We start from the raw sequence: 16,666 nt of genomic DNA, 5'->3' as shown, positions 1-16,666 counted from the left end.
TTTACTCTTATTCTGCTTGCGCTAAAAACTGCTGCGCCTGAGGTGCAGTAAAAGGCCAAAATAATTGTTGGCCTTGTTGATTTTTTAAAACCGGAATGCTTATTTGATACTCTAAAATTAATGCGTCATCGCTCATAATATCAATAAGTTGTAATTCATCGGTTGATGAAAGTAACGGTTTTAACAGCTGCTCTGCTTGCTCGCACAAGTGGCAGCCGTCGGTGTGATATAAAATCCACTTAGCCATGTTTAATTAACCAGCTATTATGAATTTTTTTATTTCGTTTAAAGTCAGGAGATAAGGTTTTTTCAGAAATATTTTCTGCTTTTAACCCTAACCCCATCAAGCCAACTTCATCCATTACAAAACCGCGTTTATTATTAGAGAATATTAGCGTACCCGATGGGCTCAATATTTTTTTAACCCAAGTTAACAGCTTAATGTGGTCGTTTTGCACATCAAACGCGTCTTTCATTCGTTTAGAATTTGAAAAAGTAGGCGGATCTAAAAAGATCAGGTCATACTGCCCTTGTGCATACTCTAGCCATTTTAAACAATCTGCTTGCTCAAAACGATAACGTGTATTGCTAATATCGTTAAGCGCAAAGTTATCTTGACCCCACTTTAAGTAGGTTTTAGATAAATCAACGGTAGTAATCGCTTTTGCGCCACCAATGGCTGCATGAACTGAGGCGGTTCCTGTGTATGCAAACAGGTTCAAAAAGCGCTTATCTTTTGCGTTTTCTTGAATGTAACGACGTGCAAGGCGATGATCTAAAAATAGCCCCGTGTCTAAGTAGTCAAATAAATTAACTTTAAACTTAGCACCAAACTCTTCTACTACCATGGTTCTATTTTGCTTAGCCATTGGTGTATATTGCTCTTCACCCTTTTGCTTTTTACGTACTTTTACAGCAATGTTTTCAGGTGCAATATCAAGTTGTTGTGCTGTCAAGCTAATAACATCTTGTAAACGCTTCTCAGAGGTTTTTTCATCAATCTCTTTCGGTGCTGCGTATTCAAAAATAACCGCTGAATCACCATAAATATCAACCGCAACGTTGTATTCAGGAATATCTGCATCGTAAACACGATACGCATGGACTTGATTTTGCTTAAGCCAATTTTTTAAGCCTTGCTTGTTCTTTTTCAGGCGATTAGCAAATGCCATCGAGCCTTCGAAGTTTAAAGCGGGTTTGTCATCAGAGGTAAGGCTGACTTGCTTGTCATCAAGCTGATACAGGTTTAATTCAACATCAAGGGGGCCATTTTTAAATTTATAGCGTTTTTGCTTCACTAATTTAAGTAATTTAAACAGGCTTTCATCCATGCCCAGTAGAGCGAGTTTCCAATGATTAAAGTGCTTTTTAAAACCAACACCTAAGCTACGATGCAAGTTTACAAGTTCAGCCATAGAACCAATACGCTCACCATAAGGTAAGTTAGAAATAACAACACCCGGCAATTTTGCAACGCTCGTCAGTTTTGTCGCATCGCTTTGCTTAAATTTAATCACCGTATCAAGCTCTGCACGCTGCGCATTAGCAATCGCTTTATCAAGTACTTGTGCATCGTAATCATGGCCAATTAACCATAATTTAGGATCAGTAATATTCGCTAAAAGTTGCTCTTTAAGTTCTTTGAATTTTGCCACTCTAAAGCTAGGTAAACGCTCAAACGCGAATCCTTCACGGAATAATCCAGGCGCTTCATTACGTGCCATTCCAGCCGCTTCTATTAAAATAGTGCCGGCACCACAACATGGATCGAATAGTGGTTGATTGACATTTTCAAGCCAGCCACTACGTTTTATTATTGCCGCAGCTAAATGCTCTTTTATGGGTGCTTTGCCTTGACCTTGACGGTAACCACGCTCTGATAAACGCGGCCCTGAGTAATCAATATACAGTGAAACGCCATGACGATTTAAACGTGCAACCACTCGCACATTGGCATCTTGCTTATCTACATTTGGTCGCTGTTCAAATAAATCGTTAAAGTAATCAACAATCGCATCTTTAATTACTAAACCAGAAAACTGGGTATTTTTAAGTGAATCGTTTGTGCCATTAAAATCAACAGCAAAAGTTTGTGTTGGGCCAAACCATTCTTGCCAAGGTTGTAAGCGTGCAAATTTGTACAAGCTGTCTTTGTCATTTACGCCTTCTTTTTCTTCAATAAGCATAAGTACACGCGTAGCAAAGCGTGTAGATAAACACACTTTTTGCGCTAGCAATGAGTCAGCCTCAAAGCGAACAGAACCCACAGTTTGCTTTGACACCGTAGCGCCAAGTTCTGTAAGTTCATCAACCAATAAATTTTCGATTCCGATAGAAGTAAGTGCGATAAATTGCAAAGTAAAAACCCTTAATAGCTAATTGCGCGGGATTATAACATAGGTTTGCGTACAAATACGCCTTAAACAAGCCTCAAAGACTAAATTAGGCTAAGCTGTTTGGCTATCGTACTGTGAGGTAATTAAGGGGTGAACTCGGTTGTTTAAAACGCGGATAACTTCAAACTGGGCAAGTGATAGATTGTCATCTAGTGCAAAGGTTTCGCTTAAATTAATGCACACAGAAGCATCTGGACAATGCTCTATAATTAAAAACTCGCCAGTTTGTGATTCTGAGCTTAAATTAATAACCGCTTCAGTACTAGGTGTACTACCAGTATACGGTTTAAAAAACCAACTTTTTGCCAACACTGGTTTTAATTGAAATTTAACTGCCGTTGCATTGAGCGCTATTTGGCATAACTGGGCAGGATTCCATAAATTAAACTGCGCAAGGTAATAATAAACTTGCTCATAAAAGGCTGCATCTTCAAGGCTGAAGTATGGGTTTTTAAAAGCACAATCGGTGAGCTGTCTAAGCTTATAAGGTGTACAAAGTTGCATATCGTCATTTAAATCAAGCAGCAAGCGGTTTTTTTCAGCACACGCTATCCACTGCCATTGCTTTGACGCTTGTAACATTTGCTCCTCCCTACTTAGTACTTAAAAAATAAAATAAGACAATAAGCTTAGAGTATAGCTGCTTTTGACCATTTTTAAAACGTCTTTTTAGAACATTTATCGAACGATCAAAAGCTTACATAACTGATCCTTATAAGTCGTTAATGATCGACTTGACCAATTGCGGTCCTTTGTATATGAAACCGGTATAAACTTGAACTAAATCTGCACCCGCATTAAATTTTTCTTTTGCTGATTGAGCATCATCAATCCCCCCCACACCAATAATAGGTAACTGATTATTTGTTAAACGCTTAAGTTCAGAAACAACATGGGTGGAACGCTCTCTAACTGGCGCTCCTGATAAACCGCCTGCCTCATCAGCATACTGCTGACCTTGCACTAAGCTACGCTCTAAGGTGGTATTTGTGGCTATAACACCATCAATTTTATTATTTAACAGTGACTCACTCACTTGTTCAATTTGAATTGGATCTAAGTCTGGCGCAATTTTCACCAACATAGGCACTTGTTTATTGTGCTTAGCAATTAAATCAAGCTGTTCGTTTTTCAAGCTTTGTAATAAGTCATCTAATGCTGCGCCATATTGCAGGTCTCGTAAGCCAGGGGTATTGGGTGATGAAATGTTTACAGTGATGTATGATGCATGTTCAAACACTTTACGCATACAGTGAATGTAATCATCTTTACCCTGCTCATTTGGTGTATCTTTATTTTTACCAATATTGATACCTAAAATACCATCGTATTTAGCTGCTTTAACATTGTTAACTAAATTATCAACACCTTTGTTATTAAAGCCCATACGATTAATAATCGCATTTGACTGCGGCAACCTGAATATCCGCGGCTTATCGTTCCCCGCTTGAGGACGCGGTGTTACTGTACCCACTTCTACAAAGCCAAAACCCATTTGAGCGAATGCCTCGATACACTCCGCATTTTTATCAAGACCTGCAGCAAGCCCTACTGGGTTTTTAAATTCGAGGCCTAAAAAGTTCACTGGTTTATTTGCCACGCTTTGTGACCATGCAGCACTTAATGGCGTGTTAGCAAAGCGACGTAAGTTATTAAGAGCAAAATCATGGGCCCACTCCGCATCACGGGTAAACATAAAACGGCGAGCTAAATCGTAGAACATGAATATAATCCTCTTAAAATTGTAGACAAAAAAATACCTCAGACAAGGCTGAGGTATTATATAACAAAAACTGTTTAACGATTAGTTTTAATCATTAGCAGTTTGTTACTTTGCTGATGTATCACAATTGTGACCGAGTAACATGAGCTCTCTTAATGCCACTGAGAACTTAGCAAAATCGTGACTTTGCGATGTTTTAAACTCTGTCAACATTTGCTTCCAACGTTGAAGTAACAGATCTTGACTATCCATCCATTGTTCAATTTGACCATCTACATCACTGCTTTCACCTTCAAAGCTGTTTAATACCACTTCTGACAAGGTGCGTTGCTGCCAATCTAACTCTTCACGATATGATGCACGCGCTAATGCCTGCCAATGGTTAGAAACCGGTTGATTAGTGATTTGATCTAAGAACCAATGTAGTCCCATTTGCGCACCTAATTTAAAGTAAGTGTGCGACACCATATCGATTTTACGATTAGAGTTTTGAGCAATTTGCGTTAAATCCATTACCGAGAACAAGCTTGATAACGACACAATGCGCTGTGCGATATCTGTAGGTACACCGCTTTGTGTTAGTTCTTCACGGGCACTTACAATACGATCGCTTTCTGTTTTAACGATGTATTTAGTTAAGTTTTCACTTAAATCGGCAAATGTTGGTGAGAAAATTTCAATCGCTTGCTCAATTGATTGTGCTTTGGTGCGATGACGAAGGAACCAACGTGTTGCACGACGAACAGTACGACGTAACTGGTATAACATTTCTGTTTGTACGTTCGATGGTATTTTATTATCTAAATCACTAATAGATAACCATGTTTCACGCATTTGGAAAATTTCACTTGCGATTGAATAACACAATGCAATTTCAGCTTCGTTTGCACCGGTTTCTTCATTCATTCGCACCATAAAGTTTAAGCCCATATCATTAACAATATTATTTGCTAACTTAGTGGCAATAATCTCTTTGCGTAGTGGATGATTATCCATAGCATCATTAAACTTCTCACGTAATGGGCGCGGGAATGATTTAACTAATAACTGACGGTAATATGGATTCTCAGTAATTTCATCCGTTACCAAAGACTCTTTTAGCACCATTTTCGCGTAAGAAACTAATACAGATAGCTCAGGGCGTGTTAAATCTTTACCTGCAGCGGCGCGCTCTGCTAACTCTTCATCTGTAGGAATAAACTCAATTGCACGGTCTAGCTTACCGTCTTTTTCAAGTGCATGAATAAAGCGAATTTTTTCTTTAAGCGTTGAGGTCCCTTTAGATTGAGTGATCGATAAAGTGTGTGTTTGACGATAACAATCTTTAAGTACTAATTCAGACACTTCATCGGTCATTGAGTAAAGTAACTCATCACGTTGCTTACGCGTTAAGTCGCCTTCAGCAACTAAGCCATTGAGTAAAATTTTAATATTTACTTCGTTATCTGAACACGCAACCCCGCCCACGTTATCGATGAAGTCAGTATTTACACGACCGCCTTGAGCTGCAAATTCAATACGACCTAATTGGGTTGCACCTAAGTTACCGCCTTCGCCAAATATTTTAGCACCAAGATCTTTACCGTTAATACGCAACGCATCATTGGCACGGTCCCCTACATCGGCATCCGTTTCTTTCGAATGCTTGATGTAAGTCCCTATACCACCATTCCAAAGTAAATCATGATCCATCATTAATGATGCTTTGATCAATTCATTCGGTGTCATGCTGGCTTTTTTAGTGCCTAACATTTTTTTCATCTCAGGGGTCAGCGTAATCGACTTAGCAGCACGCGAGAAAATACCACCGCCGCTTGAAATTAGCTCTTTATTGTAATCTTCCCATGATGAACGTGGTAAATTAAATAAACGTTCGCGCTCTGGATAAGAAGCCGCTGCATCTGGATTTGGATCAACAAAAATATGTAGATGGTTAAACGCCACTTGCAAACGAATGTGCTTTGATAACAACATACCATTACCAAATACATCACCGGCCATGTCCCCGATAGCAACTGCTGTAAAATCTGTGGTTTGACAGTTAATATCCATTTCACGGAAATGACGTTTTACAGACTCCCAAGCGCCACGAGCTGTAATACCCATCTTCTTATGGTCATAACCTACAGAACCACCTGATGCAAACGCATCACCTAGCCAGAAGTTATATTCGTTTGCGATACCATTGGCAATATCAGAGAATGTTGCAGTGCCTTTATCCGCTGCTACTACTAGGTACGCATCGTCTTCATCATGGCGTGTAACATCAACAGCAGGTACAATTTCACCACGGTCAATATTATCTGTGATATCTAATAAACCACGAATGAAGATTTTATAACATTCTTGGCCTTCTTTAATAAACGCTTCACGTTCACTAGGTAGTTGTTTACATACAAATCCACCTTTTGAGCCTACCGGCACAATCACGGTATTTTTCACTTGTTGCGCTTTAACTAAGCCAAGTACTTCTGTACGGAAATCTTCACGACGATCTGACCAACGCAATCCACCACGGGCAACTTTACCAAAGCGTAAATGCACACCTTCAACACGTGGAGAATAAACAAATATCTCAAACGCTGGTACAGGTAGTGGGACTTCTGGAATTAAACTTGGCTGAATTTTAAGTGAGATGTAAGACTTAAACTTGCCTTCAGCATCTTTTTGGAAGTAGTTAGTACGTAATGTAGCAACAATCATATCAACGTATAAACGGATAATACGATCATCATCAAGGTTCGCTACGTTTTCTAACTCTGCATAAATTTCTAAGCCTAGTTTTTCAAGTGTTTTAGCACTTGCAGGGCTTTTTACAGAGAACTTTTTAGAGAATAAGTTAACAATTTTAGCGGCAATATGCGGGTAATTTGCAAAGGTACTTTCAATATACGTTTGCGAGAAAGTAACCCCTATTTGGCGCATGTATTTTGCGTATGCACGTAAAATTGATGATTCACGACCCGTTAAACCACCCATTAGCACTAGACGGTTAAAGCCATCGTTTTCTAAACGGTTTGCCCATACACTGGTTAATGCAGCGCGAAAACGTGCAGAGATCTTATCAAAATCAGCCATCCCTTTGCTGTCAATTAGCATAGAGAAATCCATGACCCAATTTACGCCACCATCACTAGTTTTAACCGAGTATGGCGTTTCACCTACAACACGTAGACCAAAGTTTTCAAGCATTGGCATAACGTCAGATAAATGAATTGGCTCATCTTTATGGAATAAGCTTAAACGCACAATATTGCTGCTTGCTTCTTCTTGTGGGCGATAGAACAACATTTCTAACTTGTTATCATCGCTTAGCATTTCTAGCTTTTCAATATCGACCACTGCAGCGCTAGGTAATACTTCTTCTTTGTATGAGCGTGCAAAGGCATTGCAATATTTACGGTTTAATTCATTACCACGGGCCTCACCAGCAGATTCAAGTAAGGCTGATTGTAATTTATCTTCCCAAGTACGAGCGGCTTCTATTAGGTTGTTTTCTATGTCTTTCACGTTAAATTCAATATTGTTGTCGGTCACACGAACAGTGTAATGGGTACGCGCCAGTGTAGACTCAGAGAAATAGGTAGTAAATTCGACTTTAACGTCAGAATTAAATGCGTTGGCTAAAATAGCCTGCGTTTCGCGACGAAGCGCTGTGTTATAACGCTCTCGAGGTACATAAACCATGCATGATAAAAAACGACCATATGCATCTTTACGAACAAATAAACGACACATGTCGCGTTCTTGTATTTGCAATACGCCCATGGCAACTTCAAGTAACTCATTCTCTCGAGCTTGAACCAGTTCGTCACGTGGGTAAGTTTCTAATATATTTAATACGGCTTTGTATGCATGTGTCCCTTTAGCGAAGTCACACATATCCATAATACGATTAATTTTACTTTTAAGAACCGGTACATCAGCAGCGCTATTGTTGTAAAAGTTTGATGAAAACAAACCGATGAAACGATCTTCACCAATAACATTGCCTTTGTCATCAAAACGTTTTACACCCACATAATCTATGTAAGCTGGACGGTGGACGCGAGACAATGAATTAGTTTTAGTTAAAATTAATAGGTTGCTACTGCGTGCCTCTTGGCGCGCCACTTCAGGTAACTCAGAAAGCAAACGTGTATGCTCAGCATCAGAGTTTTTCATTAACCCTAAGCTGGTATCCATTTTACCCTTTAATTGATAGTCGCCCTGAACTGGTGAAAGTTCATATTGGCGATAACCCATTAATGTGAAATTGTCTTTCACTAACCAATCTAAAAATTCAACGGTTTCATTTATTTCGTTATCACTTTTATCTTTATGGCTTTTAGGCAAGCTTTTGCTTACCGCGATTAATTTTTCGCGAATAGGCTGCCAATCTTCAACCGCAATCGATACATCAACGAGTACTGATTCAAGTTCTTTTTTGAAAGACTCAATAACAGTTGCATCTGTTTGACGGTCAATTTCTATGAAGAATACAGTTTTTGTTGATGTTGATTCTTGCTCTGCTTTTAAGCTTGATAACCCTGATATTTTATCGTTCTTATCACGTTGAATTTTCAGCGGGCTATGAAGAAGTAAATGAGAGGCAATGTTTTCTCGTGTCATGGCCATTCGTACAGAGTCCACTAAAAACGGCATGTCTTTAGCAATGATCTCTACAATGGTATGTGATGACTGCCAGCCATCTTTAGCCACTTCAGGGTTGAAAACGCGAATAACTGCGTCATCTGATGTATTTTTTTCTAGCGAATTCCAAAGGCTGAGTGCAGCACCATATAAGTCACTGTCGTTGCGATTTGCCAAATCCTCTTTAGACATATTGCTGTACAAGGCTTTGGCGAATTTCTCAACGAGTAACACATTATCAGCGCGAACTTTTTTCTGGATAAGCTTACAGACGTTATCTAAAATAACCGAGGCTTGGCCTTCATTTCGTGTCATTGTATGTTCCTTAATCTATCACTGCTAGTTTAGCAGAATATTTGTACAGCCATTTATTAGCGTGGAGTCAGTTAAATTCTAACCCTTTTAAAACTAATAAACAGCCTTTTCGATGAAAACATTTTAAGCATTTCAGCTATTTGGTCATCTATTCACAAAATATAGATATAAATGGCCATTACTGGCCATTTAGGAGCAAATTTATTCACCTTATTTTTTCTGGTCAGTCCAGAGCAAGCTGCCAATTGCAGGTAAAAGTAACACTGCACCCAACATATTTACTAAAAACATGAAGGTAAGCAGAATTCCCATATCAACTTGGAACTTCAAATCAGAAAAAATCCACGTACTAACACCAATTGCTAACGTAATACCGGTAAATAACACCGCACTCCCACGTTCAACTAATGCATTACGATAAGCAATACTCAGTGGCACGTTTTGTTTTAACTGCCCCATCATTGATGACAAAATATAAATACCGTAATCAACACCAATACCTACACCCAAAGCAATTACTGGTAAAGTTGAAACAGTTAGACCAATCTCAAGTTGTACCATAAGTGCTTGTGCAAGGGTTGATACTATGTACAAAGGTAATACCACTGCAATAGTTGCTTTTACGCTCTTAAAACTTAGTAAGCATAAAATAATCACCGCACCATAAACATAGAGCATCATAGGGATTTGTGCAGCTGAAACAGACTCGTTAGTTGCTGCCATTACACCTACAGGGCCTGATGCCAATTTGAAAGCAAGTTTATCTGTGCCCTCTTCTACAGCAAATTGTTTTACTTTTGCAATAACGTTATCAATAGTTTGTGCTTTGTGATCATCTAAAAATATAATCACGGGCATTACTGAACAATCACCGTTTAATAACCCTGTGCTGGTTTCAACGCGAGAGGTTGACTGCACCAAACTGGCAGAATTGCGCGGCAAACTTTGCCATTTTAAATTGCCCTCGTTATAACCGGCATTAACTGACTGTGCCACTGAACTTAGGCTGACCGCTGATTGTACACCGGCTAAATTTTCAACTTTATATTGAAAGCGTGATATACGCTCCATGACGTCATGCTCGGTACACGCTGCAGGGTAAGCCTCTACAATGACTTTAAGAATATCAGATGAAATTGTGTATTTGTCCGATATTAAGAAAGTATCTTGGTTGTAACGTGCATCTTGGTGCAAGGATGGTGCTCCTGCATGTAAATCACCAATACGCATTTTATCTGCTTGCCAATAGCCCAGTGCAAATAAAACCAAAGTGAAACCAATAATAATTTTTGCTGTTTTTGGATCGGTTGCTTTAACTAATAAATCGCGCATTGCATCAAGTATGTTCGGTTTATTAGCATCACCTGATTGAATATGGATGCTGTTTTCAAAGCGCATATACGATGCCCACACTGGCAACAAAATCAGATTAGTAAATATAATCACTGCCACACCTAAACTCGCTGTAATAGCAAGTTCACGAATAATACCGATATCAATGGTTAATAGGGTTAAAAAGCCAACCGTATCAGATAACAACGCAATCCCGCCAGGCACAAGTAAAGCTCTAAAGCTTGATTGGCAACATATTGCTGTAGACTTACCTTCAGCAACCTTTTTACCAATGGCGTTAATCATCTGCACACCGTGGCTTACGCCAATAGCGAACACTAAAAATGGCACTAAGATAGACATAGGATCAAGACCAAAGCCTAAACTAGAAAGCAATCCTAACTGCCAAATTACCGCAATAATTGAACACACAATCGGTAAAATAGTGAGTTTTAAGCTGCCACAAAATAGCCATACCATGACAAAAGTAAACGCAATTGCAATAGCAAAAAATAATACAACCCCTTTTGCGCCCTCGGCTATATCGCCGGCCATTTTTGCAAAACCAATAATATGAATACTGATTTTTTCGGTACTTAGAGGCTCACGAATTTCGCTTTCTAATTTTTTTGCAAAAGCGAGAGTGTCTAATTTTTCTTGTGTTTGCGGATCAGTCTCTAACAATTGGGCGGTGACCATGGCACACGAATAATCGCTTGCTATCATACGACCCACTACTTTGGCCTTTTCAATGTTCTCTTTAACAATTCCTAAGCCTTGCTTATCGGCTTTAAAGTTGGCTGGTATAATAGGCCCGCCAGCAAAGCCGTCTTCAACAACTTCAACAAAGCGCGCACTAGGTGAAAATATTGAATTTACTAAAGGACGATTTACTCCTGGAATAAAGTAAAGTTGGTCATGTACGGCTTTTAATTGAGTAAAAAATTCAGGATTAAAAATATCACCACTGTCATCACATACTGAAATTAAAATACTATTAGCGCCACCAAACTGTTTCTCATGTTTGGTGTACACCTTCATATAATCATGGTTAAGCGGAATATTTTTATTAAATGACGCGTCGAGCTCAATTTGCGTTGCTTTAAAAACCAATAAACAGGTGATCAACACAAAACTTATGAGCACCACTAAGCGGTGTCTAAAAATCGCTTTTTCTAAAAAATCTAAAATTGCTTGCATTAAGGGGTCAACTCCTTCACTTTAATGCCGTTTTCTGTTGTCATGATCAGTTTATCTTTAACAATCACGCCATCAAGAATCGCTTTACCATCAGCCAACTGCTCGTAAGACAACACATCATCTTTAAGCTGAAAAATAACACCGCTATTAGCCAATAATAGCCATTGTTTATTGTTATAATTAATGATGCTATTTACAGTAGCTGTTTTATCATTGTCTAAGTGCTGCCACTGCTGACTATCGGTTTTATTTATAAAAATATTACCACGTAACCCTGCAACAATTTGTTGCGATGAATCTGAAGCAAAACCAAAAAATGAACCAGGGTAAATCTCATCTAAACGTTGCCATGTTTGGCCATCGTCATCACTTTTTGCCATTAAGCCCATCTCACCGACCAGTATTAAACCCGAACTTGTCGGTTCAATGCGATTAAAATGAGGTAATATAGACGAGGTTTCTATTTCGTAACCCTCAGGATCTGTTTGTTTTAAGTCATTTAAATAATCTCTATCTTCACTAAATAACAGCGAATCTAAAAAGCGTTTTTGCCAATGTTTTCCGCCATCACTTGTTTGATAAAACATACCGTAAGCGCCAACAGCATAGCCATTTAAGTCATCTTTAAAATAAATATCTAGACAGGGTTTATCTAAGCTTGGTTTTGCTTGTTGTAACTGCCAATTTTCACCACCATCGGTGGTATTAATAATTGTGGCGTCATGTCCACATGCCCAGCCATTAGAATCATTAGTAAATTCAACCGCTGTTAGTAATACTTGTGTAGGTACTGATTTCGCTTGTTGCCAATCGCTACCATCAATACTTTTAATGACCGTCCCATGTTTACCTACAGCAATAAGCCCAGCTGAAGTTTGGGTAATATCGGTAAGGAGTGTTTTATCTGCATTAATTGCGCTAATCGCACTTTGAGGTGCGTCTTGTGCAAAACTCGCACCGCTTAGGATCAGGCTGGCATAGACCAAATACTTCATAAATTTAATTCGCCTTGAACTGAGGATTTGTTTGTCTGTTATAAAGAGGAAAACCTGTGCGTTAATAGACAAACGCGATGTGAAAGAAAAAAGGCACCTAGGAAACTAGGTGCCTGCTTTTATACTATCTGCCAGCGCGACGTAAAGCGCTCGATGTAAACTCATTGTCATTAAATGACTGAGAAAAGTCATACATCTTTTCTTGGTTATCTAAACCAATGGCTAAATAGCGACGTGAATTAAGATCGTGGTATACCTCAAGCGTACTCCACTGTGTCGGTACTTCATAGTAGTTAAGACCATAAGCCATTGCTACACGATAAAGTTGGTCACGATTATCGTAAATATCGGTAACATGAACTTGCCAACTGTCTTCGTCAATGTAGAAAACACGTTTTTTGTAAATATGACGGGTGTCATCTTTTAAGTTTGCTTCAACAACCCATACACGGTGTTTTTCGTAACGTGTATGCTCAGGGTTTATATGACCGGGCTTTAAAATATCATCATAAGTTAGCTTGTCGCTGTGAAGCTTGTAGCTATTGTATGGGATGTAAAGCTCTTGCTTACCTTTTAGCGTCCAGTTATAACGATTTGGCGAGCCATTGAACATATCAAAGTCATCAGTTGTACGTAAGCTATCTGCTGCTGTACCCGGTGCATCGTACGCTACATTAGGTGCACGGCGAACACGGCGCTGACCTGAATTGTACGTCCACGCTTGGCGCGGCGTTAAAATTTGGTCCATAGTTTCATGCACCAATAACGCGGTCCCTGCTAAACGAGCTGGCTCTGTCACTTGCTGTTTAAACTTAAACAAAATATTAGAATCTTGTAGTTCAGCCGGAGTAGCACTTGGATCTGAATATTTAACTAATAACTGCTCATCAAAACCAACATAGTTATATGAACCCGATGCCGTCGGTGCTGCCTGACCACCAAAACGCTCAATAGACTGACCACGGTAACGAAGTAAATGGTTCCAAATTGCTTCTAAACCCGTTTTAGGGATTGGAAATGGAATACCAATAGCTGTACTTTTAATACCATTTCCGCCTTCAACTAATTCAGCAGACGTTGCAAACTTTTTGGTTGCATCGTACACAAATTGTGGAAAAGACGCAGAACGACGGGTTTCGTACACTGGCATTTTAAACGTATCTGGGTACGCTTCAAATAACGCGATTTGTCCTGGGCTTAAGTTTTCTTTGTATTTATCAATATTACTTTTATCAATAGTGAATAATACTTTATCGGTTGCATAAGGGTCCAAGTGGTGCATACCCGGTTCATAACCTGCTGGAGCAGCAGTAATACCGCCATTCCATGCTGGGATTGAGCCATCAGCATTCGCTGCTTTTTCCGCACCAATTGGACTTAAGTCTTTACCAAGGCGCGCAGCTTCTTCTGGGCTAATTTTAGCCAGCGCTGCGTGGCTTGCAAACAAACTACAAAACGCTGTAGCAATGAGGGTAGGTTTTTTAATCATAATAATGTTACCCCTAGATAGAATATTTTAAGTTAAAAGAAACGTAATCTCGGTCAGAGAAAGTGTTGGTGTCGCCACCACCCCAAAATGAGTTGTAACTTACATCCAAAGACCATGCATTTTGGTAATTAAAGCTCATGGTAGCACCTAGCGACTTACGATCTTCAATGAATAAGAACATTGGATCTGGCGTGTTACCATTTACATCATGAGAAAATACAAAACGTGGTGAGAAGTTAATACCATTGTAAAGGTTAAAGTAATCACCTTTAGCAATTAAGCGGTAGCCCCACGATGAAGCCGTAGCAAACGATTTTTGCTCAGGTCCATTAGATAATGCCATATGTAGTGAAGAGTAATCTGAACTACCAGGCCCCTGAATAACACCACTTCGGCCAGTACCAGAGACATTTAAACGGATCTCATCGTACTCGGGCATGTTATTAATACGAACACCACCAATTTCACCCACAACAGCCCAACTATCAGCGCCTAATGAAGGACCAAATAGATGTGTTGCCGTAAACTGTAATTGTGACGTATTGCGTTCGATATAACCTTTGGCTAACTCGCCTGGCCCAACAACACTTGCATCATCGCCTTTACTCATTTGCGAAATACCTGCAAACTCAGGGCGTAAACCAGCAATAGCTAACTGCTCAGGCATCGCAGCGTAAAGTAGCTCTACGTCATCGATTTGCAGCGGTTCGTCTTCACGAAAAGTAAACTCACCCGCAAAAGCAGTTTCACCAAGCGAGGTGTTAAAGCTTAAACCGTAAAGTTTAATATCTTCAGGGTATTCGTTAGTTGCTTTAGCAAATGCTTTTAAATCGGATACGTTATCAGAGGTAATTTCAGTACTTGCAATCATCGCTAAATCTTGTTGAATTGATGCTTGCGTAAAGTTTGATACGCGACCCGAAATAAGCGGACGACGATTATGGTAATTTACGTGATAAAGCGCTACTTCGGTATCATTCCACTCTGGTAAAAACATACCGAGTCGTAAGCCGTATTGGCCGCCATCATCTGGCTCTGTTTTGCCATCATAGCCTTTACCTTTGAGGGCAACCTTGGTCGGGTGTGTCAAGTACATATTAGCTAATAGCTGTTGACCTGCAGCACTTGATGGATCAATTCCCTGACTTGCAGCTACTTGAGAGTGAGTTGCTATCAAGTTATTTAAACTATTTGTTAAAAATGCTAAATCAATATCAGGATTTGAAGTAAAACCTAGCTGTACATTTTGTTGATAACCGTTTTCTGCAGCAAAATCATTGGTAGAAAAATAAGTCCCTGCTGCCGGTAGACGAGTTTCATGCCACTGGTATTGGTAAAAACCTTCTAAGGTGATGTTTTCTGTAAGCCCTAACGATGCCCACAACATACCAACCGGAATAAACGCTTCTTTTAGCTCAGCACCTGGTGCTTTTAAACGGTCTATATCAACCGGATTAACGTTAATACCATGAGAAATTAACGTACTTTCACCCCAGTTTACTACTTGTTGACCAACACGAATTGAAAGCGGGTTATTACCATCGTTTAAATCAAAGTTCGCCCATACGTAGGCATCAAGTAAACGAAGGTCGGCACAACTTTGCTCTTTAGTATCATCGTCATCACAAGGGTCTACACCTTGCCCTGATGTTGGATTAACATAAGCACGATCGCCGTCCATTAATTCAAAATCGTAAAAATACATAAAACGGGTAAATAAGCCGTAGTTATCTTTACTTATTGATAAGTCATGCGTGCCTTTTAATAGTTTTGAGAAAGACTCACCGCTATCAAAATTTAAACCGCCCGCGTCACCGTTGTTTGAGTAGGACCCTGGTTGAGCCCAGACATCTTGGGATGAATAAATCGTATTGAGTGCTGGGTTGTAACCCGTCCAATCAAATGATGGATTATTACTCTTACCAATCATATCAAAATTTCGGTCTTCTACCCGAATACTCTGACCATATGAAAAGGTAGAATCGAAGGCGATATCAAAACCACCCACCTCAAATGTTGCAGCCTGTGTCTGTGCTGCAGTTAAACCCATAGCCGCAGCTGTTAAGCCAAGTGCTATTTTATTTTTAACAAAAAGCGATCTTCTTATCATTTTGGTTCCCCCCTGTCGCGGGTATTTTTGTGTGATCAAGTTATTGTTTTTAGTGTAATCGTAACGATAGAAGCGAATCAAACAAATTACAAATGGCCGCCTTCAATCAGTTATATTTTTTATTTGTTCAACGTTTACGTATTGGTAAGACGTCATACCAGATAATTTATACACGTAAATTAACAATAGAACAAACCGAAATTAACAAAAAAGCAATATTAATATGTATTTATAACACAAAAAATGACTGCTAAGCTACTCGTTCGAGACGGATGAACTTGTTTTCATTACTTAAAATGAGTCTAAATCGACCACGGATACCTAGGCTAGAAATAAAAGGTCGAAGGTGATGAGCGGAAAAACGAATTGTTTTACCGCTATCAGCTGTCACTTGGATAGAGCTATACCGTCCATGGTAATAATCCATGCACTTTGTGTAGCTCAAATGCATACTAAAGTAATGTTCTATCATGA

The 16,666-nt window shown here is 39.4% G+C and carries 10 protein-coding genes; all 10 read right to left on the bottom strand.

The features are described 5' to 3' along the window. Positions 1-7 precede the first annotated feature (7 nt). Positions 8-247, bottom strand: a complete 240-nt coding sequence (locus CWB76_RS05595) for a glutaredoxin family protein (protein WP_008112065.1) — start codon at positions 245-247, stop codon at positions 8-10. Beyond that, the gene (gene rlmKL / locus CWB76_RS05590) at positions 240-2,357 is read right to left on the bottom strand and encodes a bifunctional 23S rRNA (guanine(2069)-N(7))-methyltransferase RlmK/23S rRNA (guanine(2445)-N(2))-methyltransferase RlmL (protein WP_010390144.1); all 2,118 of its coding nucleotides are present in this window, start codon (positions 2,355-2,357) and stop codon (positions 240-242) included. Before rlmKL ends, CWB76_RS05595 begins: the two co-directional genes overlap by 8 nt. A gap of 90 nt (positions 2,358-2,447) precedes the next feature. Then, positions 2,448-2,978 (bottom strand): cell division protein ZapC, encoded by a 531-nt coding sequence (locus CWB76_RS05585; RefSeq protein WP_138606071.1) that lies wholly within the window; start codon positions 2,976-2,978, stop codon positions 2,448-2,450. Positions 2,979-3,108: 130 nt separating this feature from the next. Then, positions 3,109-4,119 (bottom strand): quinone-dependent dihydroorotate dehydrogenase, encoded by a 1,011-nt coding sequence (gene pyrD / locus CWB76_RS05580; protein WP_138606069.1) that lies wholly within the window; start codon positions 4,117-4,119, stop codon positions 3,109-3,111. Between the two features lie 105 nt (positions 4,120-4,224). Continuing rightward, a complete protein-coding gene (locus CWB76_RS05575; protein WP_138606067.1) occupies positions 4,225-9,066 on the bottom strand; it encodes an NAD-glutamate dehydrogenase in 4,842 nt (1,613 codons plus the stop codon). Positions 9,067-9,276: 210 nt separating this feature from the next. Continuing rightward, positions 9,277-11,598 (bottom strand): efflux RND transporter permease subunit, encoded by a 2,322-nt coding sequence (locus CWB76_RS05570; RefSeq protein ID WP_138606065.1) that lies wholly within the window; start codon positions 11,596-11,598, stop codon positions 9,277-9,279. Next, positions 11,598-12,593, bottom strand: a complete 996-nt coding sequence (locus tag CWB76_RS05565; RefSeq protein WP_138606063.1) for a WD40/YVTN/BNR-like repeat-containing protein — start codon at positions 12,591-12,593, stop codon at positions 11,598-11,600. The genes CWB76_RS05570 and CWB76_RS05565 overlap by 1 nt, the downstream gene beginning before the upstream one ends. 124 nt (positions 12,594-12,717) lie before the next feature. Beyond that, positions 12,718-14,082, bottom strand: coding sequence for a DUF1329 domain-containing protein (locus CWB76_RS05560; protein WP_010390152.1), 1,365 nt, complete (start codon positions 14,080-14,082; stop codon positions 12,718-12,720). A 13-nt stretch (positions 14,083-14,095) separates the two neighbouring features. Then, entirely contained in the window at positions 14,096-16,192 is a 2,097-nt protein-coding gene (locus CWB76_RS05555) for a DUF1302 domain-containing protein (protein WP_138606061.1), read from the bottom strand. Between the two features lie 250 nt (positions 16,193-16,442). Continuing rightward, positions 16,443-16,664, bottom strand: a complete 222-nt coding sequence (locus tag CWB76_RS05550) for a DUF2835 domain-containing protein (RefSeq protein ID WP_138606059.1) — start codon at positions 16,662-16,664, stop codon at positions 16,443-16,445. Between the last annotated feature and the right edge of the window lie 2 nt (positions 16,665-16,666).

Source organism: Pseudoalteromonas sp. S1609 (assembly GCF_005887255.1).
Taxonomy (GTDB): domain Bacteria; phylum Pseudomonadota; class Gammaproteobacteria; order Enterobacterales; family Alteromonadaceae; genus Pseudoalteromonas.
The sequence above is the reverse complement of the archived record's forward strand: the minus strand, read 5'-3'. Positions and strand labels throughout refer to the sequence as shown.

Excerpts from the sequence above, each read along its gene's own strand:
- CWB76_RS05595 (WP_008112065.1), bottom strand. The coding sequence starts at position 247 with ATGGCTAAGTGGATTTTATATCACACCGACGGCTGCCACTTGTGCGAG.
- CWB76_RS05585 (WP_138606071.1), bottom strand. The coding sequence starts at position 2,978 with ATGTTACAAGCGTCAAAGCAATGGCAGTGGATAGCGTGTGCTGAAAAA.
- pyrD (WP_138606069.1), bottom strand. The coding sequence starts at position 4,119 with ATGTTCTACGATTTAGCTCGCCGTTTTATGTTTACCCGTGATGCGGAG.
- CWB76_RS05575 (WP_138606067.1), bottom strand. The coding sequence starts at position 9,066 with ATGACACGAAATGAAGGCCAAGCCTCGGTTATTTTAGATAACGTCTGT.
- CWB76_RS05570 (WP_138606065.1), bottom strand. The coding sequence starts at position 11,598 with ATGCAAGCAATTTTAGATTTTTTAGAAAAAGCGATTTTTAGACACCGC.
- CWB76_RS05565 (WP_138606063.1), bottom strand. The coding sequence starts at position 12,593 with ATGAAGTATTTGGTCTATGCCAGCCTGATCCTAAGCGGTGCGAGTTTT.
- CWB76_RS05560 (WP_010390152.1), bottom strand. The coding sequence starts at position 14,082 with ATGATTAAAAAACCTACCCTCATTGCTACAGCGTTTTGTAGTTTGTTT.
- CWB76_RS05555 (WP_138606061.1), bottom strand. The coding sequence starts at position 16,192 with ATGATAAGAAGATCGCTTTTTGTTAAAAATAAAATAGCACTTGGCTTA.
- CWB76_RS05550 (WP_138606059.1), bottom strand. The coding sequence starts at position 16,664 with ATGATAGAACATTACTTTAGTATGCATTTGAGCTACACAAAGTGCATG.